A 21847-nucleotide genomic window follows, 5' to 3' on the forward strand; every position below is an offset into this window, starting at 1 on the left:
TATGCCAATGTTCAATACCGATATGCAAATGACAGACTACTGAAAATAAACAAAGAGAAAACGGTCGCAGTTTACAAGTAATCAGCCCCAAAGATGACTGGAGCATTATTGGCTGACCATAGCGGAAATTTTGCCATGATCTTGCTAAACATTGGACTTTGCAGATAGCTATTTAGCCAGCCTCTTACATTCGGGTAAGGAGAAGCTAGGTACCACTGGCGTTCAACCCGAGCAAATTGGCGAATAAAGGGAATGATAGCAAGATCGGCAAGACAGGGGCTTGTGGTAAATAGATATGGATTGGTTGTTAGCCGCTGCTCCAAAATGTATATGTAACGCTCGCAGGCCTGTCGAGTGCTAGGCAAATCTTGATCATGATAACGTTTAGCACTGCGATACAAGTCTAAACACTGCTTAAAATCTGTATCAAAAAGCGCTATCAAGTCGAACATATCATCCCGCAGAGTAGGATCGAATGACATTAGATAATTGGCCGAATCGCCCTGCTCAAATGCCCATAGCATGATATCAAGACTCTGCTCGAGCACCTCGCCATTGGGGAGCACTAGAACAGGTACCGTCCCCTTAGGAGACGACTCCAACAATTGACTTGGCTTATCTGTTAAAACTAACTCCCTAAGCTGTACCGATTGCCCAGAGACATAAATCGCCATTCTAGCCCGCATCGCATAGGGGCAATTTCGCAAAGAGTAAAGTACGGGGTTTGATGATACAGCGCTCATGATAACTTTATCCCTAACTAAGATTTCGATAACAATAAATAGCCACATCACTTATCAAAGATATTCATCTTTGTAGAACAGGAACAATTAAGTTTAATTCAATCTCAACCGAGTAATCTGTCCAGTAGTGGCTAACTTGTTTTTTATCTATGATAACCTTAGAGTTATCTATTATCTGCAATAATGATTAAATCACTCACTGACGACGATTTATCTGCCAGCATTGCAACCATTTATAAGTGTCGAAAGAGGTTTCGTGGATAAGCTAAATATCGCATTGGAGTTTTTGTTAAACCATAAGCTATTGCTAACAATATTAATCATTGTTCTTATTTCATTGGTTAAGCGCTTGGTGATTTCACAAATTCGAGGTGATGTGGCGTTTTTAACGGAAGTGCAGCGGAAATGGATGTCACGCACCAAAAACGGCACCTTCCTGTTAATCATCATTATCCTGTTTATGCTGTGGCAGACAGAGATCAGCAAATTTGCCCTGTCGGTGACGGCTATCGCTATCGCTTTTGTTGTGGCATCGAAAGAGATTATTTTATGCTTTACCGGTTCGATACAAAGAGCAAGCTCACGCTCATTTGTGATTGGCGACTGGATTGAAGTCGGCAAAATTTGCGGTGAAGTCATTGAGCACAACTTAATGGCGACGGTTATTCAAGAGATTGACCTTTATCATGGTCAATACCACTTCACGGGTAAAACCGCGACGCTGCCTAACAGTATGTTCTTCAGCTATGCGGTCAAGAATCTCAATTTCATGAAGCGCTATGTCTACCATGATTTCCACATTACCGTGGTTGAGTTTGTGAATATGTATCCTCTTTTCCCTGAGCTATATGAGAAGATTGAAGCCCACTGTGAAGAGTTTAGTGAAGTGGCTAAACGCTATAATAGCGTGATAGAAAAACATGCTGGTGTGGACTTGCCGGGCGCTGAGCCGCATATCCATATCAATAGCGGTGCTAACGGCGAGCAACACGTTCATATCATGATTTTTTGTCCTACAGAGAAAGCCGTTCATTTAGAGCAATTAATCAGAGAAGACTTTATGATTGCCTACCACGAGGCATTTGGAAAAGATAGATTGCTCTAAGTAGAGCCTAAAGCTTAAGAGACGCAGCATCTTATCTATGCTGCGTTTTATTTTGGTCTTCACTTTTATTGCGTGCTGGGTTTTCGCTTCGGATAAAAGCTCCTAAACAGTCAATCAGTCCAACTTTAACCAGAATTCTTGCTCCTTTAACTCACCATTTTCCGTTCGCTCTGTACGCCACTCTTTGCCCTCTATGACATAAGTAAAGGCGAAGGACTCTCCAGCTTTGACACCAAATGAGTTCAAATGCGGATATTCGATATAATCGGTTGCCGTATATTGATAATAGCCAGTTGCAGCCGCCCAAAACTCAAGTTCAGGCTTAGCTTCTGACCCGATATTTTTCATCGTCGTAAAGCTAAAATGATTGGCGGAGATCACCTTGATTGCACTAAGCTTGAGATCTGCGTATTCAACCCATTGGCCTTTACCATCTAGGTACTTGCCGGAAATTAACTTCCAGCTGCCAATGAATGGATTAATCTTCTCAGCCGCCCTCAAGGGAGTGCATATCACAACAAACGCCAGCAAAATCTGACTTAGCAACACCAAAAACGATTTCATAACTCCTCCATGAACCTCAATGCTTTTTATGGCCACTCATATAGCAAGTTAATCGTAAACGTCATCTATACCATCAAGCCTCACCCAGTCATGACAGCGTGTTTGATAAACCGAAGTGTTAGGTGTTGGAAGCGAAAAATCTGAACCATTTTCGCCGGCAAAATTACCTAATGGGATAGCTACAACATCAGACATGACATTCATAGTGAACCACAGCGTTGAGCCGCAATCAGGGCAAAACTTAAATTTAATTTTGCCACCGTCATCGCCAATGCGTTGATAAGCGCGACTAGAGCCATTAAAAGTCACCGCACTTAATGGGTATCTCGCCTGTACACCAAATGCGCTGCCTGTACGCTTCTGACAAGCATAACAGTGACAAACCGAGACACGCACAGGTTCGCCCACAACCACTACTGAGAGCTGACCGCAGTTACAACTTGCCTTAGCCATAATATATCCTTATATCAGTCAGTTGAGAAACAAACAAATCTAATTTCACTCATAAAAAAGCAGCAAGTATATTGCTGCTATTTTAGTTTACTCAGTTGTGAGTATTAACCTAGTCTGCTTTGTTGTAAAGACGTCTTAAGCTGCACCATTCCCTGATCGATACTAACTAACGCTTGGTAACCTAAGTCGCGCTTAGCCGCGCCAATATCGAAATAGTGGCTAGTCGAAAGCTGTCTTGCGACAAAGCGAGTCATAATCGGCTCATCTTGCTTACCCAATAATCCATATAGCGATTCAAGAACGCATCCGACGACATAGGCAAGATTACTCGGCACTCGCTTGGTCACTGGCGGTAGATTTTTACAGGCGAGTATTTTATTGAGCATGGCCGCCATTGTGATCGGCTCATCGTTACTCAAGTAATAGGCTTTACCCGCGCAAGCGGCCTGGTTCGCTTTGTCATTTTGACTCAGTGTTAATGCCGCCAAAATATGTGCATAAGCCGCATTACCCACATAGATGGTATCAACTAGCTTATCCTCACTTCCTACCAGCTTAAGTTTGCCAGCCTCTGCGCGCTCGAGCACCCGAGGCACTAGATGGGGATCCCGTGGCCCCCAAATCAGGTGTGGTCTTAACGCAGTGGTACCCAAAAGCTTACCATTCGTGAGCTTATCCCCATTAGCGCTAAGCATCATCTGCTCGGCAATCGCCTTTGACTCACCGTAGAAATTAAGATATTTCTCTGCATAAGGCGCAGACTCATCATTGCCCACTTCATCGACCCCAGCAAAGGTGACGCTTGGCGTACTGGTATAGACCAGATACTCAATATTACACTTTTTACAGACATTGATGATATGACGCGCACCATCCACATTGGGTGAGAAGTAACTCTGTTTGCTACCCCAAACCCCGGCTTTCGATGCCACATGAAACACAAGATCACAGCCTTGGATGGCATCGAGCAGTGTGCGCTCATCGGCAATATCCCCTTGCAACATCTTCACGCCCATGGCGCTTAATGCCGGATATTCACCACGAGCAAACCCCGTGACTTCGATACCTGCGGCCAAAAGTCGCTCACAGATAGCTTTACCTAGAAACCCCCCCGCTCCGGTCACAAAGGCACGAGTCACATTTTGTTTAAGTGCTAAAAGTGCGGCTTGCTCTTGGGCTAAAAAGTCCCCGAGCACTGGAGTTTGATGCTTGTTAGCTAATGACAAAATACACTACTCTTTAATTTGCTTTTGTGCCCAAACGGCTAACTTTTCACGGAAAATCTTAGCGTTGTGGCGAATATCGACAGGAAAGTCTGCATGAATGAGAAAACGTTCGATGCCTTGAGTTTGCTCATGCTGCTCCGCAATCGCTCTAAGCTCACTGTAAAGCACTCCAGATAACGAGCAGACAACTGATTGCTTAAGCTCGATACAGATAAGCGGCGTGACTTTTCCAGCCACTTTTACGCCAACGAGAGCGCTACGCTTCACATCGCTATGGGTATTAAAAATGCGTTCGCAAGGAATAGAGTAATAACGTTTAGCCTGATTATTAGTAGCCGGTAAAGCATCGGCGTCGACCCTATGGGCCTTGCGGCCACACATCCACAGTAAGCCGTCACTATCTAGGTAACCTAAGTCGCCCAGGCGGTGGCGAATACTGTCACCATCTTGGATTTTTGCCACTTGGGTTGCGCTATCACGCCGATAATAGCTACGGCTCACCATAGGGCCTTTAACGACGATTTCGCCTATGGCATCCGCAGGTAAACCTAGACTGTCGTCCCATTGTTCGATAGGCTGCTCATCAATCTTAATGATAGCGATATCTACCCCACCAATGGCACTACCGACACAAATTCCGCCGCCGTTATCGGTGACAGCAGTCGTATCGAACAGCGCCTGACTACCGATTTTACTAATCGGCAGAGACTCAGTTGCCCCATAAGAGTTAAGTACCTCAACGCCATGATTAAGCATCTGACTAAAGCGTTTAATCGATGAGATGGTCGCTGGAGCACCCGCTGAGATCACCCGTTTAATACTGCTCAGTTTATGCTGATTAACTTCGCCAGCTTGACCAAGGCGCTCTATCAAAGCTGGGTTCACAAACATATTGCTGCAGTGATATTTGTCGATGGCGGCAAAGATAAAGTCAGGATTGGCGGTAATGGGTTTACTGGCATCCATATCCGGCACGATAGATGCCATGCCTAATGCTGGGCCAAACAGTGAAAATAACGGGAAGGTCGCTAAGTCACGCTCTCCAGGTTTGATAGCATAATCATGTTTAAGCGCGCTAATTTGCGCCTCAAACATCTTATGGGAATAGACCACGCCCTTTGGCGTACCAGTACTGCCACTGGTAAATAAGATTGCCGCCATGGCGTCTTCATCGAGCCACTGCATGTTAAATGTCTCTGTGACTGTAGACGAATTCCCCTTCACTAAAGTATCTAAGTCTATGGCGCCTGATAAGGTTCGAGCCAGAGCATTTCCGCCCACATTGATTAGATGCTTAACTGTGGGCTTGCCCCAGCTAAATAAGCGTCTCGCAATATGGGCTTTGGGGATCCCGATAAAAGCGTCGGGTTTTGCCTCAATAAAACACTGCTTAAGGTTTTTAACCCCCATACCGGGATCAACTAAGATTGGAATAATACCAGCCTTAAACAACGCAAAGGTTAAGCAGAAAAAATCGATGCTAGGCGTGACCATCAACACCGCCTTCATGCCAGGCGCTAAGCCGTGATTTACCAGCGCACTGGCGAGCTCGTCACTTTTGGCATTGAGGGTTTGAAAGTCCATCTCTTGATAACGTAAAGCACTGACTGATTTGCCATTAGCTTGCTGCACGGCAACCGCCAGCGAATTGGGAATTGTCTGGGCGGCACTAACTAAATGACGGCACAAATTTGCGCCGTCATTGTTTTGAATCAACTGACTTACCATGAAGTTTAAGCTACCGATTCTGTGGGAGTTTGCTTTTCAGTTTTTTCCATAAAGGCTTTAATGTGGCCAATCACTTCGTCACTGGCATCTTCCAAAATATAGTGACCACAATCGGCAAACTCATGCACCTCGGCGTGGGGCATTCTCTGCTTCCACTCAGTTAAGAAGTGCTTATCGAATACAAAATCTTGTAGCCCCCAACAGATCACTGTTGGCACATTTTGAAATTGACTTAAGCTCGCAGCGATATCAGATACCAAATCATAGTTGCGATCGCCGGGCTTTAACGGAATATCCTGTACAAAACGTAGAGTAGAAATTCGATTAGCCCAAGAGTTAAACGGCGCGACATAGGCTTCGCGGATATCTTTATGCATCGGCTTACGCTTTACGCCCACATAGGACGCCGCAGATGAGAACGCATTAAAGCCACGCACTAAGAATGTACCTAGCATGGTATTACGGCAGATTGATAACGCCCAAGGGAATGGCTTGCTAACCGGTAGGTGGAAGGCACCGGTATTGAGAATAACCAAACGCTTTATACGCTCAGGATAGCGCGCGGCAAAACCCATGCCTATCATGCCGCCCCAGTCATGTACCACTAGGGTAATGTTCTCTTTAACGTCTAGATGTTCAAGCAGTGCTTCTAAATCATCGATACGATTTTTAAGAGTGTAGTCGTAGCCACTGTCATCGGGCTTATCTGATAAACCACAACCAATATGATCAGGTACGATACATTGGTGCTTATCGCTTAAGGCGCTAATAAGATTTCGGTAATAAAAAGACCAGCTAGGGTTACCGTGAACCATAACCACAGGCTCACCTTGGCCTTCGTTCACGTACTGTAGTTTGTTGCCATTTCTGTCTAAGTAGTTGCGCTTAAATGGGTGCAAGGTGTCTAGCATGACGTTTCCTATCATTCTTATACTTAAGGTGTAACTGAGTTAGCCGAGTAAATAAAAGCCTACGAGTAACACGTAGGCTTAATATCATTACCACTTAAGGCCTAACATCATGCAGTTCAAACCACTGCCTATGCCTAAGAAGCTCACTTGATCGCCACTCTTCAAGAAACCTTGATCGTGAGCCATTGCGGCAGTAACAGGCAAGGATACCGTGCCCATGTTGCCAAGGAACTTATAGGTTGGAAATTCTTTCTCTTCAGGAATGTTTAACGCACTCAAAACGTTACGACGGTTTGAGGCGCCAACCTGATGACAGATCACCTTATCGACTTGTTCAACCAACCAGTTACGCTGCTCAAGGAAGTGGCTCCAAGTATGGCGAGCAAGCTCAACACCTTCTTTAAGCAATGCCACACCGTTAGTGCGCATAAACTCGCGATAGAGCTGCGGCCCCGCCTCTTCTAAGCCCCATTGACACAAGTCGTAGTGCTCAGGTGCAGACAAGTGGCTTGCCCCAAGAAGTTGATGATGACGGTTGCCTTTAAGATCTAAGCTGCCATCGGTAAGCAATACGGCGACAGCGCCAGAGCCACCGGTTAAGGTTGCCAAAGACTGGGCGTAATTTTGCATCGTTGGCTCAGCCAGCATCTTATCAATCGTGATATCGACGATATGACGAGCAGACTCACAAGAAACCACTAAGCCTGCTTTAATTTGGCCAAGCTCAATACGATTCGCGATATCTAAAATGCCGGAAAGCACGCCAAGACAGGCGTTGCTGATATCATAAATAGCGGTGTCTTTAGAGACGCCAAGTTTGGCAGCGATACGACATGCCGTCGCTGGCTCGTGTTGATCACGACAAACTCCGGTATAGACAACGGCGCCAAGATCGCTGATCTGTACGCCAGTTTCATCGATAGCCTTATGGGCTGCGGCTAGAGCACCATCAGATAAACGATGCCCTTTGGGCCACCAGCGTCTTTCATGGATCCCGGTTAAGGTGGCAAGCTGCCCCATTGGAATACGGAATTTTTGGTATAAAGGCGCTAAACGAGACTCTAGCTCCGAAGTCGACACAACTTCAGGCGCTAGCTCGTAGGCCATACTATTAATAAAAACGCGGGAATATTTCATGAAACTGCTTTTAATCGCTCACAAGATTGGCGGATTTACAGCCTATCTAGATAGTTATTTATTATTAACCAGCCATTTGAGCAAGAAAAAGCCGATGATTCAATAAAAAACCTCATTGCTGAGATCTTTTAATCCAATTAAACCTAGGCTTTACTCGTAAAATGGCGTCATTCTGGCGGCGGATTCAATCACAACTAACTTAATTACAACTTAATAAACAATTTGTTACGACAAGATTAAATTAAGTCACTGTGAAAACTCTATTTAAATGCGTAAATTAACGCGTTTCGCGGCGTAATACTGTTTGAACAAAATTCACTCAGCTCAACCTGATATCCTCGCTCTTGAAGAAAGCAAACCCTATCGAGTAATAGCCACTGCTCAAGTAGCGCCCTAAAAAGATGAGCCACCAGATCGATACGCCGAGTTAAACGCTGACGCTGCTCGCCAATTTGCTGATAGGCTTCAAAATCAATATCTGTCGGTAGACTTAGCCCTTTCTCCTGTGCCGCCCACAGACAGAAACCGCCAAACTCACCAGTTAACTGGCTCTGCTTTATGGCTGGAACCGGCAGGTACTCATTACGGCCGCGCACCTTACGTTGCAGCGCGTCAAAACCAAGTCGCCAAGCCATCTCCTGCAATCTATACCCTTTATGCTTATCGTTGGCGATAACGCTTTGCTGCAGAGGGAGTTGCAGGTCGGCACGATTCAATATCAGTGCACTACTTTTAGCAACTTTTGACAGCGGTTGGTACTGCTTTGCTTGAATTAAATGGTAACAACAAGGAGAGATCACCAATTGCTTAGTACCCGCCTCGCTAGCATGTTGCAGTAGCTTTACATGTAAGTCACCACAGGCATGTAACGCAACCGCGAGTTGCTCAGTGTGTAACTGCTCACTTTGCCCAGCAAAAGCATCGGCGCAGATAAAGGTTTGCGGCAGTTGCCATTTCGCCGCAAATTGTTCACCAGCTTCACATAGGGTTTGCTGCCACTCAAGACTAACGACCTCTCGATGATGCGCCTTGGCAATCAAGCGACCCAGATGCCCCTTACCCGCGCACCATTCCAGTACCGGAGTATTATCATGAGGAAGCTTGGCAACGAAGGCATTAATCTGTTGCCACTTACGCCCTTTAATGTGAGCGCTAAAATGTGGCTCATCCTCAGCCGCAAGTACTGCTTCTGGTGTTTTTTCGGTGACGATTCCCAAAGCCTTACTGCCGACGGCTGATTGCTCAAATAACGCTAACGGCCATTGCACGCCTTGACCCTGTAGATCCGCTGCTAAGGCTGGTAGCAATGCAGCATTAAGCCTCTTCTGGCATGCATCGATTGTTTCGAGTGAGTCATCACTTAGCTGCCAAACTGCATCGGCCAACTTAGGAAAGGCTTGGATCCAAGGCAATTGCTCGCATTCAAAGCTTCTGCAACGCCATAATGCCTGACTATTCGTCAACAACGCATCAATCTGTTTGAGCTTTGCAGCGGCATTAAGCCTATTACTCTTGTCAAAATTCGAGGTTTGCACGGAAGTTTGTGTCATCTTTATAGTCAGTTACGATTACAGGCTGTGATATCTACTCAGGATAGAACCCAAGAAAAAATGAGCACCTATTAATAGGTGCTCTTCAGTTTACCATGTGAAGCCTTATATAGGTTTAGGCTTTTTGCTCTTGGCTAACACTGGCAGTTGTACTGGTACTCGTTTGCTTCTTCAACTGCATCCGCTTACCTAACCAGACACCTAGGCCTAGGGGAGCAAAGAACACCACCACTAAGAAGAGTACAAAGTATAAAATCAGGCTCTTTAGCGTCTTAGTGATCTCTTGAAATACTACTTCAACCGTGTGCTGAGATAACTGCTCCAAATCAACAGCGACTGCGGCACGTTCACGAGCGACCATAGCTTCAAGCGCCATACGTTCATTTTTGACCATCAGCTCTAATGCCTGACGTTCTACCGACAGTTGATTAAGCTTATCGTCCGTTGTCGCACTTAACTCTGCTAACAGAGGGGTCAGTTCTGTGCGCATATCGACGGCTAAGCTCTGCATCATCTCAGGGCTTTGCGCCATTAATTGCTGGAACTTAGCCGAGGTATCACTGATGCTCATCAGGGTACGCTGAATTTCATCGGCATTGATGTTTGAATGCAGGGCATACAACTCAGCCTTCCAGCCCAATATTTTGGGCATCTGTTCGGCTATCATCGCCATTCTATCCGAGATATCGCTCATCACTTCCGGCACAGTACCAAAAGTAGTAATGGCATCAAACTCGCTGATTTGATGGAACTCCAACCAATCGGTAAACGCCGACTCACGGGCAAATGCCATATCTTTAATGGGATGACTCGCCACATATTGCTGCACAAATTCTTGGTTCTTTTTAAAGTTGGCGGTGCCAAACTTCTTAATCGTACGCTCGAATTGATCGCGTAATTTAATACTCGCGTCGACAGCAACTTGCTGCTGTTCTGCAAACAAATTTTTACCTGCTCCGCTTTCAAAGAACTGTAACATCTGCTCGGTGAAAACCCAGGTATCGACCATAGCTGCAGTTGGCGAGGCTTGGAAAATCGTATGCTGCAGATTTTGCTCGGCATTAATTTTCCACATCAAGGTATTAGACTGGATAGGAATACTGTCGGTATTGCGCTCAATAACATCCGCAGCACTCTCAACCTGACTATAAAAAACGGTACTGAAATCGCGGCTAAACACCCGCATGTTAAGCTGATCTTTTGGCAGAGGCTCAATACCACTTTCCAACTTAACTTCTAACAGCGAACAGGCGCTTGTTAGTGCGGCCACAACAGCTAGCAAACAAAAGCGAAACATCGCTCTCATAACTCCTCCAAAAAAACATACAAACCATTGAGTATTTTGGTAAAACATACCGAATGAATAATTCTAACACTGCATATAAACAATACCTATCCCTATGTCTACTATCTGTTATTAACGACTTTTATAATAGGCATCGAGTTTGGCCCGCTGTAAACTATTTTCACTTGTAAGCTAATTCTAGCTAACATAAAATCTGCCGCAAATTCGAACAACAAATGTTATACCACGCTTTATGAAGCAATCACCTTGTGTAGCCCAATGTGGCCTAAATGATGAAGATTATTGTATGGGTTGCTATCGCCATATCGATGAAATTGTCGGTTGGGGAAGTGCCAGCGATGAACGAAAAGAACAGATCTGGCAAATTCTTGCTGAGCGAAAAACCTTGATGCAAGGTGGCAACAACAGCGCCATTTTAAGCCGTGATAAATGGCTAGAGGCGGAGCGAAGATTACAATCAGCGGAGTCTGATGAGACTCGCTAGAAAACAAAAAAAGCCGCTAATCGCGGCTTTTTAAAAATTAGCTTTTTATAAAAAGCTTGGGGTATTACTTTTTCAGCATACTCTTTAAATCTGCGAAGGGATTATAAGTCGCTGCTTCCACTTTGGTTTCAGTAGTTGAGCCATATTGAATCAACTCTTCAAACTTTGAGTGCTCGTTGTCATGACAATAAAGACACAACAACTCCCAGTTAGAGCCATCTGATGGGTTATTATCGTGGTTATGATCACGATGATGTACCGTCAACTCTCTTAGGTTGGCATTGTTAAATTCTCGAGTACAACGACCACAAACCCATGGATAGAGTTTAAGCGCCTGTTCACGATAACCGACTTCACGCTTAGCCTTATATTCTCTAGCCTCAGCCAATACTCTATCTAACTTACTTTGCCCTTGATTGGTCGACATGCTCTTTCTCATTTAAAGTGTGTTACCTAGAGCCAATTGTATCACTGACTCTAGGAAAGTTTCACCGCAAATTACTGGCTAACATTTTGCTAAATAATAACAGATTAACGTCTGCCAATAATTTACTGACTAACGTTTTACCAATAATGGCGACTAAGCGTTAGTTTCACTGCTTAGATACTCTGAACTTGAAAGATGTAAGTAATGTAAGTATTTCTCATACTGAGTCACCACATCCGCCAAGATCTGTTCTTGAGTAAAGCCCATCACGTCATAGTGCTGACCACCGTGCTCTAGGAAGACTTCTACACGGTAGTAGAAGTTATCACCGTCATCGTTGCTAACGTCACTATCTAACGGGTTAGAGATGGTATAGGCACGAATACGCAGGCCATACACAAAGTCATTATGCTCTTCACTATGAACCACGAAGCGCACACGATTGTCGAAGTTTAAGATCTCCGCCGAAATCGAGCGACTTAAGAAGCTTTCACATACTTTTGATAATGCTGGCTGCGCCACTTTATCTAAGAAATCTTGAGCCTCTTGCTGACTTGGGTGAGACAGTAATACATCGATATGCGATTCCCAACTGACGTTGGTTTTAGTGAACTGCACGCTAGTATTGTGAGACTGAACGCTGTTGATCTTAAGCCAATCATCTTTAAGTGCAATGTACAGACCAAAACACATCAATAACATCACGATTAAGAAAGGTAATGCACTGGCAATCGCCGCAGTTTGTAGGGCTTGTAAGCCACCCGCAAGCAATAGAACCGATGCAACAACACCTTGCATTAAGGCCCAGAAAATACGCTGCCATACTGGTGCGTTATGATCGCCACCCGATGTGAGGTTATCGATAACCAATGAACCTGAATCAGATGAGGTCACAAAGAAGGTTACAACTAAGCATAAAGCTATTGATGATAACAATGTCGAGAATGGCATGTGTTCAAAGAACACAAATAGCGCTACGGAAACATCTTTCGATACTGCGTCAGACAAGTAGGTTCCGCCATTTGAAATCACATCAATCGCGCTATTACCAAAGCCTGTCATCCACAGGAAGGTCAGCGCTGAAGGTACAAACAGCACACCCACTAAGAATTCACGAATCGTACGGCCGCGAGAAACACGAGCAATAAAGGTACCGACGAATGGAGACCATGAGATCCACCAGCCCCAGTAAAGTAGCGTCCAACCACCAATCCAGTCATTCTTCTGTTCGTAAGCATATAAGTTAAACGTCTTACCCACGATATCACTTAAATACGCGCCAGTGTTCTGCACAAATGCTTGCAGTAATTCGACTGTTGGGCCAAAAACAAGCACAAATAATAGTAATAAAACGGCCAATAGCAGGTTTAATTCGCTTAGGCGCTTAACGCCTTTGTCTAGACCTGAAAATACTGACACTGTAGCAATTAGACACACACCGATAATCAAACCGACTTGTACCGTAGTGCTAACGGGGACACCTAACAAATAGTTAAGACCTGAGTTCAGCTGTAATACACCAAAACCTAATGAGGTAGCGACACCGAACATGGTACCCAATACCGCAAACGTGTCGACAGCATGACCAATCGGGCCATAAATTTTATCACCAATTAATGGGTATAAAGCACTTCTTGGCAATAACGGAAGTTTATGACGATATGAAAAATACGCTAGGCTTAATGCCACAACCGCATAGATAGCCCAAGCATGAACCCCCCAGTGAAAGAAGGTGATCTTCATGGCATCTTTTGCCGCTTGAATCGTCAAAGGATCCGCATCTGGCGGAGACATGTAGTGCATCACAGGCTCAGCCACACCGAAGAACATCAAGCCGATCCCCATGCCTGCAGAAAACAGCATTGCGATCCAGCTCTTATAGGTGTAATCAGGCTCAGCGTGATCAGGGCCTAGTTTAATGTCACCAAAACGGCTAACCATCACGAAGATGATAAAGATAAGAAATACTGCTACGCCCAAAATGTAAAGCCAGCCAGCTTTAAGCTCGAACCATGATTGAGCTGTTTTGAACACATCTTGTGATTGAGTGGGCCAAATGGCGCAGACTGCGACCATTAAGGTTATTAAAATAACGGAAGAGAAAAAAACAGGTGGATTAATACTCGATTTTATCGACATATAGTTACCGCGATTAATGAAGTACACGCACTAATTCTAGCCTTACGTGACAAGGCCGCCAGAGATTAAAGCGTATTAGCTAATATAAGAATACACTGACGGGATTATTTTTTTGTTGTTAGACCCGTAAGTGATACTCACCTTAAAAATGTTTATAAAACCTAGAGGCTTATCTTAAATATAGATGAGACTTTTGATTAATTAACATCTAATACCAATCATGGTAAATAAACAGCCTATGACTAGTAACCAAGGTCAACTGATACATAAGCACTTACTTACCGCGAAAGGCACACAAATCACATTGAATAGCTAAACCCTAGAATGCCCAGTAAAGGGTAGCTCAGCTATTAAATAGAATTTGACGTACGGGTTATAACAACACAATCTTTACGTACACCATACATTATTTCCCGCCTTAATGATTTCGTCTATAGCGCATAAACACAAAAAGCAGCTTATCGCTGCTTTTTTGTATAAGGCAAGTCAACATTTGACGAAAAATGTGAACTCAATCGCATTGCGTTTTTTTAACATCTAGATTGAATTAAAAAACAAATGCTCAAAAACCTTAAAGGTTAAGATCTTTTTCCATCTCTTCATAAGAGATATGGCGCACATCTTTGCCCTTCACATAGTAGATAATGTACTCACAAATGTTCTGACATCGATCACCCACACGCTCTACAGCGCGGGCAGCCCAAAGCACATCTAATACTTCAGGAATAGAACGCGGATCCGCCATCATGTAGGTCATCAACTGACGAATAATACCTTCATATTCTTTGTCTAGCTTACTGTCTTCTTTATGCAGTTCAAATGCTACATCGGCATCCATTCGCGCCAATGCATCGAGTGTCGAGTGCAAAGTACGGGTAGCATGACGTCCCATGTTTTCGATACTGACAAGCAAGGGTTGTTGATTCTTAGAACGCTTATCCATTGCCGCTTTAGCAATCTTCACGCAAGCATCGCCGATACGCTCAAGATCAGTAATAGTTTTAGAAATGGCTAACACTAGACGTAAATCACTTGCCGCAGGCTGACGCTTAGCGATGATACGAGTACACTCTTCATCAATAGCCACTTCCATGCCATTGACCTTGTGGTCACCATCTATCACCTTTTGAGCGAGCTCAGCATCTAGAGCACTTAACGCATCTAATGACTGCTCTAGTTGACGCTCTACTAGGCCTCCCATTGCCAGCACTCGATTGCGAATATCATCCAACTCAGCGTTAAACTGACCCGAGATATGTTTGTTTAAATTCATGTTTTCCATTGCAGTTATTCCCTATCTCTATTAACCGTAACGGCCAGTAATATAATCTTCGGTTTTCTTCTGCTTAGGCGTGGTGAATATGGTGTTGGTGTCAGCATATTCAATAAGTTCGCCCATATACATAAATGCAGTTTGATCCGATACTCGCGCAGCCTGTTGCATGTTATGCGTCACAATCACTACGGTATATTTAGATTTAAGATCGGTGATCAACTCTTCAATGGTCAAAGTTGAAATCGGATCCAGCGCCGATGTCGGTTCATCGAGCAATAACACCTCTGGCTCAATGGCAATGGCGCGTGCAATCACAAGACGCTGCTGCTGACCACCGGACAAACCAAAGGCATTGTCGTGTAACCTGTCTTTAACTTCATCCCAGATTGCAGCACCGCGCAGTGAGCGCTCAGCGGCATCATCAAGCTCACGGCGGTTATTCACGCCTTGCAGACGCAAACCGTACACCACATTCTCGTAGATTGACTTAGGAAATGGATTCGGGCGCTGGAACACCATGCCGACATTACGACGAAGCGCTGCCACATCTACCCTTTTATCGTAAATATTCTGTCCGTGTAACATGATCTCACCGCCAATGTGGCAGTTATCGACCAAGTCATTCATACGGTTAATACAGCGAAGTAGCGTCGATTTACCACAACCACTTGGGCCGATGAATGCCGTCACCTTTTTCTTAGGGATCTTCATCGACACATCAAACAGTGCCTGCTTGTCACCATATTTAAGATCTAAGTTACGGATCTCTAGGGCTGTTTGTTCTTGTGTTAAGTTTTCTAGGTCTAGCATATCAGTCTTCATTACCGATTGATCTATTGAAATCATGTTCTTTCCTACTGCTTAGGATAATCGTCAATTAGTGCTCAAGCGAACGATATTTTTCGCGTAAGTGGTTTCGTACACCGATGGCGGTTAAGTTAAGTGCCACAATTACCGAGACCAAAAGGAATGAAGTAGCGTATACCAATGGACGCGCTGCTTCTACGTTAGGGCTTTGGAATCCCACATCATAGATGTGGAAACCTAAGTGCATGAACTTACGTTCTAGATGCACAAATGGGAAATTCATGTCGATTGGCAGTGTTGGCGCAAGCTTAACCACACCAACCAACATTAAAGGGGCAACCTCACCTGCTGCACGGGCAACAGCCAGAATCAAACCTGTCATAATGGCAGGACTTGCCATAGGGATAATGATGCGCCACAGGGTTTCAGCCTTCGTTGCGCCGAGTGCCAAGCTGCCTTGACGCACTGAACTTGGAATACGACTCAAGCCTTCCTCTGTCGAGACAATCACTACAGGCAAGGTTAAAATAGCCAAGGTCAATGCAGACCAGATCACCCCTGGTGAACCAAATGTCGGAGCGGGCAGCGCTTCTGGGTAGAACAACTGATCTAATGTGCCACCAAACATATATACGAAGAAGCCGAGGCCAAAGACACCGTAAACAATTGATGGTACACCGGCTAAATTAATCACCGCGATGCGAACCATCTTAGTAATGGGGCCTTTTTTAGCATATTCGTGTAAATAGATAGCCGCGATAACCCCAAACGGCGTCACGATAACAGCCATCAACATCACCATAAATACGGTGCCGAAAATCGCGGGGAAGACACCACCTTCGGTGTTTGCTTCCCGTGGGTCATCACTCACAAACTTACCTACACCAATAAACCAGTGGCCGATCCTTCCCATAAGACCCAGTCGGTTGGCGTAAGTCACATCTAAGATAGTATCTAACTTAAGCGTCACTTCTTCGCCGCGCATATCGCGAATAACCACAGAATCTCTGCCCGCTTCAGTCTTAAGTGCAAAGAACTCTTTCTCTACAATAAGGTACTCGGCGTTGAGCTTGGCACGGGCAGCTTCAATTTCTGCTTTACGAGTCTCAGTTAACGCGTTATCCAGCTCATAGCGACGTGACTTTAGACGTAGATTCTCAAGATCATAGTTAATTGAACCAATCACTCCTTTTTGTATATCGAGAGCTTCATCGTTGAGCTCAACGGCGCGATCAATATGGGATTGAAAATCAGCTTCGATATCTTGAGATACTAAACGCTTGCCATCTTCGATAATCGCCACAGGGAAACCATAAAAGTCACCATTTTTACTGCGCTCGATTACGGCAATGTTTTCAGGCTGTGAGCGAGAGATAATATCTGTTGCCAAAATCCAGCGAAAATCTAAACCCACAAACTCACGGTTACCAGTCTTGACCAAATAGCGGGTCACGGTATCACCGACTTCGGCGTCGAACTTATGTCCGGCAGCAAGTAAGCGCTCTGTTGGCACTTCTTCTTTATCGTAGACTTCACCAATTAGCGTGTATCGCTCGCCTTGCTGGTTCTTCATCTCCCACTGATAGATGTCAGCAGGCCAGAAGTAACTCAGACCACGCCAGGCAATTAGCAGCAAAAGCCCAAGCACCGCAATCAAACACACGCTTACTGCGCCACTGGTCATCCAAATCCAAGGAGAGCCTGATTTAAACCACTTACCCATTAGCTAAACCTCTTAAGGCAACTGCCGAAATAGCATTTAGTGAAATTGTATTAAACATCATTTTCTTATCATCCATAACTATGGGTTTAAAGTGAGCTGTAACGTTCACGTAGACGCTGTCTCACCACTTCCGCAATCGTGTTGAAGAAGAAAGTAAAGATAAATAACACGAAGGCCGCCAAGAACAGCACTCGGTAGTGGGAGCTACCAATTGCTGACTCAGGCATTTCTACCGCGATGTTTGCAGCTAGGGTTCTCATTCCCTCAAACACACTCCATTCCATAATCGCCGTGTTACCAGTCGCCATCAGTACAATCATGGTCTCACCGACTGCGCGGCCAAGCCCCATCATCACCGCAGAGAAAATACCTGGGCTTGCCGTAAGCAATACGACCCGCGTTAGGGTCTGCCAAGTCGTTGCCCCTAGTGCCAAACTACCGTTTGATAGGTGACGTGGCACAGAGAACACAGCATCTTCTGCGATAGAGAAAATCGTTGGAATAACCGCAAAGCCCATGGCAATACCCACTACCAAGGCATTACGCTGATCGAAGGTGATCCCAAGTTCGTTAGTGATAAACATACGGGTATCACCGTCGAATAGGGCCAGTTCAAGAGTTGGACTAATTGCAAATGAGAACCAACCGACAAAGATAATGACAGGCAACAGCATCAGCTCTTGATAAGTCTCTGGTAGACGCTGCTTCCATTTGACGGGCAACTTATGCCATCCAAAAGCGGTACTTAAAATCGACACTGGCAGTAACACCAGCAAAGTCAGTATCCCGGGGAGGTTGTCTTCAATCAAAGGCGCTAACCATAGACCCGCTAAGAAACCCAAGATCACCGTAGGCAGCGCTTCCATAATTTCAATGGTAGGCTTAACGATGGCACGCACTTTAGGCGACATGAAGTAAGCCGTATACACAGCGCCAGCAATGGCTAACGGCGTGGCAAATAGCATGGCGTACAAGGCGGCTTTCATCGTACCGAAGGCCAGCGGCATAAGGCTTAACTTAGCTTCGAAATCGTCTGAACCAGAAGTGGACTGCCACACATACTTAGGCTCTGGGTAACCTTCGTACCATACCTTTTCCCACATTGCGCTCCAAGATACCTCTGGGTGGCTATTGGATACACTAAACAAGTTAAGTTTACCGTCAGCCTCAACGATTAACGCATTTGAACGAGGACTAAAGCCAACAGTACCAGGGTTATTAAGACTGAAGTTTTCCGAGAACAGTTTTCTCTCACTGGTGGTATAGAGTAGTGTTAGCTCACCATCTTCAGTAATGGTGACAAAGCTCTTACGATAAAACTCAGAGGCCACACTTTTGATATCGCCCTTACCTTTAAAGTCTCTAATTTCTTGATATTGACGCCCTTGCTCTCCATTCACCTGAAAATACTGTTGCACTAAGCCAGTATCATAACTCACCAGTAGTGAGCTAGCTCCGGCCAATAAGGTCACATTTGTTACCTTGGCGTTCGCGCGCCCTAGTGACAAAACTTGGCTCAATTGCACCGCTTCAGCATCACGGATATCGTAGATGAACAGCTTGTTATCAGAGCTTAAAATCAGTTGACGTTGATCTGGCGTCATCAACTGCTGCTGAACATTGACCGGAGAATCAGGAATGGTGCTTTGATAAGACAGCCACTCCACCTCTTCTGTCATCATGTTTTCTTCACCTTCTTGGCGAGAAAGATGCCAGACTTTATCGTCGGTTTGATACACGAAGCTCATTTTGTCGCTACTATAGTCAAACACTAAGTTGTTTAAAGCACGGCCTTGAGCATCAACTGTTAACGGTTCATTTCCGTTAGAAAAGCGAAGTCTTGGTGTGATTAAGCGCTTATCATCAGGATAAGTCACCCCAAATTCGACACCCGCAATAATCACCTGACCATTATTCAAACCCAGTGCAAAACGTTGCTCACTCGGCACGGCTGCCGAACTACTAACGACATGAGTGCCCGCTGGGGTATTGATTTGCTCACTTCTTAATAGCTGAGCGGTATGGGTATCGTAAAAATCCACCTTACCAAGTTGCGACACTCGATACATGATTTCATTTTGTTCGTCGCTACCGACCATTAATGCTGGCTTGTTGTCGTGATACTCGGCGCTTACAACAGGTGCAACTTCCGCACTATCGAAGATTGGCTTTACCACATAAAGTAGATAAAAGAAGATCAGTAGCAGCGCGACAAACACCATTGTTCCACCTACGGTGACGCCGATTTGTGCTGCTTTATCCTTGATTGCTCTGCGCGAAGTACCATTGTTTATCAATAGGTTTTTCGCAGCAGGTCCAGGCTGAGATACCTGAGTTTCCATTAAGAACCTCGATTATTATAAAGCCAGTCAAATTTTAACTGGGATTGTATTAACGACTATGCTAACACTAGGGTCATATAGTGTTTTAACCACATCTACGCACGCGTATTTTAATGTTGAGCATTATATGACGCAAAAATGACACTAGTGTTACAGCGATGAACTAAAAGCAGATTGATTTAGCATCAAATTTTTGTGGTGAAAAACTGGGGCAAAGTGAGTCTATCTCTTTAAGATCTAGCAAGAATATACGCATTGGCATGATAAATAATGGAGTAATATCAAATGTTAAGATATCTAGTTACCCTGCAAGCAAAGGATAGAGAAGGCTTAGTAGAGCAAATCGCTCATTCCGTCAGTCGCCATGGAGGCCATTGGCTAGACTCTGAACTACGCCATATCGATGGGATTTTTGCCGCGATATTATTGTTAGAGGTCCCAGCTGCTCAGTGGGATGAACTTATCGAAAGTTTAGAACTACTTGAGGGAATATCATTAACTTACGCAAAAACCACTAAACCTCAAGCTAAAAACAAACATGTCAGTTACTCATTAGTAGCCTATGATAGACCCGGTCTAGTACATGAAATATCTAATAAGATCAGTGCGCTCGGTATCAATATCGAACACATGAGCACTCGCTACGAAAGTGCGAGTCACACAGGGATAGCGCTGTTTAGAGCCGATTTTAATGTGAGCATGAAAGATGCCCATGATGGAGAGCGACTGACCCAAGCACTTCATGGAATTGGTGACGATGTCGTGTTAGATAAGTTATCTGCCTAAGACTCGTGCTAGCTAGAGCTTAAATTGATTCTGGCTAGCTTAATCTTAAGAGAGAGCCCCATAATCATTAAACTCTCTAGCTGTTTTTGCTTGACACTCTCAGTGACTCGACTCAGTTAGTTGTCAAAAACCACGGTACAATTCCTGCCTGTTTCTTTTGCAAGATAGAGTGACCGGTCTGCTTTATTGAGCAAAGTTTCAATATTATCAGCCTTTTTAGGCACTAACGATATGACTCCAGCACTGACGGTGTAACCTATTGAGGAATAATCGTGCTTAACCACCGCTTGTCTTAGAGCGATATGTAACCGCTCGGCAAGCGCATAAGCTGCCGCAGCCGATGTGTTTGGCAATAATAATGCGAACTCTTCACCACCGATACGACCGATAAGATCCGATGTTCGACAGTTGGCTTTTATCGTTGCAGCGAAGTGTCTTAGCACTATATCGCCCGCTCCATGTCCATAATCGTCATTTATCGATTTGAAACGATCTAGATCCAACGCTATCACAGACAATGTCCTTCGTTCTTGCTTGGCACGAAGAATATGTGAATCGGCATCCTTAAAAAATGCCCTCCGATTCAAGAGTTCAGTCAATGGATCAAGCATTGCCAACAGCCTCATCTCCTTTTCAAGTCTATCGACCTTCATCAGCAGACCGACCAAGTGCCATGAAGCTAAAGGCGCTACCGTCAACGGCGTAACGGTGGCTAATAAAATAGCAATGTTAGTAACACCACCATTTTGCCTAAGATAAAACGCCATAACGGTGATCGAAACAGAGGCTAATATCGATAATACAGTCACAAATATGACTGTATTTAATCGCCCAAGCTTTTGAATTGTTTTTCTCATTATGTGTATAGATAGCGTCTACTTGAAATCTTCTTTACGATCGAGCCATACAAGATAAAGTCGCTACATTAGAAGGGGTTAACAGCAACAATTCAACTAGATTCTCGGTGGCGCGCGATAATACCCTAGTCCACACTACTATGGTAATTAATAATCTAAATTTGGTGAGTTAACGCAAATTACACAAAGAAAGTAATCTCTATTGAGAGCAGTAATACCTAAGTTTATGATAATCCCCCTGTCTAATCACAACCTCTAATGCCTGCAATATCTGTTTGGCTCT

The 21847-nt window shown here is 44.6% G+C and carries 19 protein-coding genes; 3 read left to right on the top strand and 16 right to left on the bottom strand.

Annotated features, from left to right (window positions below; all coding sequences use genetic code 11):
- Window positions 1-71: 71 nt before the first annotated feature.
- The gene (locus tag Q1A86_RS11630; protein ID WP_299806679.1) at window positions 72-743 is read right to left on the bottom strand and encodes a glutathione S-transferase; all 672 of its coding nucleotides are present in this window, start codon (window positions 741-743) and stop codon (window positions 72-74) included.
- A gap of 256 nt (window positions 744-999) precedes the next feature.
- On the opposite strand from Q1A86_RS11630, the gene Q1A86_RS11635 reads away from it, so the two are divergent.
- Window positions 1000-1848 (top strand): mechanosensitive ion channel family protein, encoded by an 849-nt coding sequence (locus Q1A86_RS11635; RefSeq protein WP_299806681.1) that lies wholly within the window; start codon window positions 1000-1002, stop codon window positions 1846-1848.
- 114 nt (window positions 1849-1962) lie between these two features.
- Here Q1A86_RS11635 and Q1A86_RS11640 read toward each other — a convergent pair whose 3' ends face one another.
- The 8 genes from Q1A86_RS11640 to Q1A86_RS11675 all read right to left on the bottom strand — a co-directional run bounded on the left by Q1A86_RS11640 (window position 1963) and on the right by Q1A86_RS11675 (window position 10723).
- Entirely contained in the window at window positions 1963-2412 is a 450-nt protein-coding gene (locus Q1A86_RS11640) for a hypothetical protein (RefSeq protein WP_299806683.1), read from the bottom strand.
- Window positions 2413-2460: 48 nt separating this feature from the next.
- On the bottom strand, window positions 2461-2865 hold the full coding sequence (locus Q1A86_RS11645; RefSeq protein ID WP_299806685.1) for a GFA family protein: 405 nt from the start codon (window positions 2863-2865) through the stop codon (window positions 2461-2463).
- A gap of 104 nt (window positions 2866-2969) precedes the next feature.
- A complete protein-coding gene (oleD, locus tag Q1A86_RS11650; RefSeq protein WP_299806687.1) occupies window positions 2970-4091 on the bottom strand; it encodes a 2-alkyl-3-oxoalkanoate reductase in 1122 nt (373 codons plus the stop codon).
- Window positions 4092-4097: 6 nt separating this feature from the next.
- The gene (gene oleC, locus Q1A86_RS11655) at window positions 4098-5819 is read right to left on the bottom strand and encodes an olefin beta-lactone synthetase (protein ID WP_299806689.1); all 1722 of its coding nucleotides are present in this window, start codon (window positions 5817-5819) and stop codon (window positions 4098-4100) included.
- A gap of 5 nt (window positions 5820-5824) precedes the next feature.
- Window positions 5825-6730, bottom strand: coding sequence for an alpha/beta fold hydrolase (locus Q1A86_RS11660; RefSeq protein WP_299806691.1), 906 nt, complete (start codon window positions 6728-6730; stop codon window positions 5825-5827).
- Between the two features lie 87 nt (window positions 6731-6817).
- Window positions 6818-7867, bottom strand: coding sequence for a 3-oxoacyl-ACP synthase III (locus Q1A86_RS11665; protein ID WP_299806693.1), 1050 nt, complete (start codon window positions 7865-7867; stop codon window positions 6818-6820).
- A gap of 260 nt (window positions 7868-8127) precedes the next feature.
- On the bottom strand, window positions 8128-9417 hold the full coding sequence (locus Q1A86_RS11670; RefSeq protein WP_299806695.1) for a methyltransferase: 1290 nt from the start codon (window positions 9415-9417) through the stop codon (window positions 8128-8130).
- A gap of 115 nt (window positions 9418-9532) precedes the next feature.
- Window positions 9533-10723, bottom strand: a complete 1191-nt coding sequence (locus Q1A86_RS11675; RefSeq protein WP_299806697.1) for a chemotaxis protein — start codon at window positions 10721-10723, stop codon at window positions 9533-9535.
- 232 nt (window positions 10724-10955) lie between these two features.
- Between Q1A86_RS11675 and Q1A86_RS11680 the strand changes: the two genes are divergently transcribed.
- Window positions 10956-11207, top strand: a complete 252-nt coding sequence (locus tag Q1A86_RS11680; RefSeq protein WP_299806699.1) for a DUF1289 domain-containing protein — start codon at window positions 10956-10958, stop codon at window positions 11205-11207.
- Window positions 11208-11271: 64 nt separating this feature from the next.
- On the opposite strand, the gene Q1A86_RS11685 is transcribed toward Q1A86_RS11680, so the two are convergent.
- The 6 genes from Q1A86_RS11685 to Q1A86_RS11710 form a co-directional block, all read right to left on the bottom strand.
- The gene (locus tag Q1A86_RS11685; protein WP_041410992.1) at window positions 11272-11634 is read right to left on the bottom strand and encodes a YajD family HNH nuclease; all 363 of its coding nucleotides are present in this window, start codon (window positions 11632-11634) and stop codon (window positions 11272-11274) included.
- Window positions 11635-11787: 153 nt separating this feature from the next.
- Entirely contained in the window at window positions 11788-13773 is a 1986-nt protein-coding gene (locus tag Q1A86_RS11690; RefSeq protein ID WP_299806764.1) for a BCCT family transporter, read from the bottom strand.
- Window positions 13774-14344: 571 nt separating this feature from the next.
- Window positions 14345-15055: a phosphate signaling complex protein PhoU gene (gene phoU, locus Q1A86_RS11695; protein ID WP_220760349.1), complete on the bottom strand. Its 711-nt coding sequence runs from the start codon at window positions 15053-15055 to the stop codon at window positions 14345-14347.
- 21 nt (window positions 15056-15076) lie between these two features.
- Window positions 15077-15895 (bottom strand): phosphate ABC transporter ATP-binding protein PstB, encoded by an 819-nt coding sequence (pstB, locus tag Q1A86_RS11700; protein WP_299806704.1) that lies wholly within the window; start codon window positions 15893-15895, stop codon window positions 15077-15079.
- Window positions 15896-15926: 31 nt separating this feature from the next.
- Entirely contained in the window at window positions 15927-17579 is a 1653-nt protein-coding gene (gene pstA, locus Q1A86_RS11705) for a phosphate ABC transporter permease PstA (RefSeq protein WP_299806706.1), read from the bottom strand.
- A gap of 86 nt (window positions 17580-17665) precedes the next feature.
- Entirely contained in the window at window positions 17666-19921 is a 2256-nt protein-coding gene (locus tag Q1A86_RS11710) for an ABC transporter permease subunit (protein WP_299806708.1), read from the bottom strand.
- 285 nt (window positions 19922-20206) lie between these two features.
- Here Q1A86_RS11710 and Q1A86_RS11715 point away from each other — a divergent pair, with 285 nt between their 5' ends.
- A complete protein-coding gene (locus Q1A86_RS11715; RefSeq protein ID WP_299806710.1) occupies window positions 20207-20707 on the top strand; it encodes an ACT domain-containing protein in 501 nt (166 codons plus the stop codon).
- Window positions 20708-20823: 116 nt separating this feature from the next.
- On the opposite strand, the gene Q1A86_RS11720 is transcribed toward Q1A86_RS11715, so the two are convergent.
- Window positions 20824-21564 carry a GGDEF domain-containing protein gene (locus Q1A86_RS11720; protein WP_299806712.1) on the bottom strand — a complete coding sequence of 247 codons (741 nt, stop codon included), beginning with the start codon at window positions 21562-21564 and terminating at the stop codon, window positions 20824-20826.
- Window positions 21565-21847: the final 283 nt, after the last annotated feature.

Source organism: uncultured Shewanella sp. (assembly GCF_947497935.1).
Classification (GTDB): Bacteria; Pseudomonadota; Gammaproteobacteria; order Enterobacterales; family Shewanellaceae; genus Shewanella.

Coding starts and splice junctions, on each gene's coding strand:
- Q1A86_RS11630 (WP_299806679.1), bottom strand. CDS start 743: ATGAGCGCTGTATCATCAAACCCCGTACTTTACTCTTTGCGAAATTGC.
- Q1A86_RS11640 (WP_299806683.1), bottom strand. CDS start 2,412: ATGAAATCGTTTTTGGTGTTGCTAAGTCAGATTTTGCTGGCGTTTGTT.
- Q1A86_RS11645 (WP_299806685.1), bottom strand. CDS start 2,865: ATGGCTAAGGCAAGTTGTAACTGCGGTCAGCTCTCAGTAGTGGTTGTG.
- oleC (WP_299806689.1), bottom strand. CDS start 5,819: ATGGTAAGTCAGTTGATTCAAAACAATGACGGCGCAAATTTGTGCCGT.
- Q1A86_RS11660 (WP_299806691.1), bottom strand. CDS start 6,730: ATGCTAGACACCTTGCACCCATTTAAGCGCAACTACTTAGACAGAAAT.
- Q1A86_RS11665 (WP_299806693.1), bottom strand. CDS start 7,867: ATGAAATATTCCCGCGTTTTTATTAATAGTATGGCCTACGAGCTAGCG.
- Q1A86_RS11670 (WP_299806695.1), bottom strand. CDS start 9,417: ATGACACAAACTTCCGTGCAAACCTCGAATTTTGACAAGAGTAATAGG.
- Q1A86_RS11675 (WP_299806697.1), bottom strand. CDS start 10,723: ATGAGAGCGATGTTTCGCTTTTGTTTGCTAGCTGTTGTGGCCGCACTA.
- Q1A86_RS11680 (WP_299806699.1), top strand. CDS start 10,956: ATGAAGCAATCACCTTGTGTAGCCCAATGTGGCCTAAATGATGAAGAT.
- Q1A86_RS11685 (WP_041410992.1), bottom strand. CDS start 11,634: ATGTCGACCAATCAAGGGCAAAGTAAGTTAGATAGAGTATTGGCTGAG.
- Q1A86_RS11690 (WP_299806764.1), bottom strand. CDS start 13,773: ATGTCGATAAAATCGAGTATTAATCCACCTGTTTTTTTCTCTTCCGTT.
- phoU (WP_220760349.1), bottom strand. CDS start 15,055: ATGGAAAACATGAATTTAAACAAACATATCTCGGGTCAGTTTAACGCT.
- pstB (WP_299806704.1), bottom strand. CDS start 15,895: ATGATTTCAATAGATCAATCGGTAATGAAGACTGATATGCTAGACCTA.
- pstA (WP_299806706.1), bottom strand. CDS start 17,579: ATGGGTAAGTGGTTTAAATCAGGCTCTCCTTGGATTTGGATGACCAGT.
- Q1A86_RS11710 (WP_299806708.1), bottom strand. CDS start 19,921: ATGGAAACTCAGGTATCTCAGCCTGGACCTGCTGCGAAAAACCTATTG.
- Q1A86_RS11715 (WP_299806710.1), top strand. CDS start 20,207: ATGTTAAGATATCTAGTTACCCTGCAAGCAAAGGATAGAGAAGGCTTA.
- Q1A86_RS11720 (WP_299806712.1), bottom strand. CDS start 21,564: ATGAGAAAAACAATTCAAAAGCTTGGGCGATTAAATACAGTCATATTT.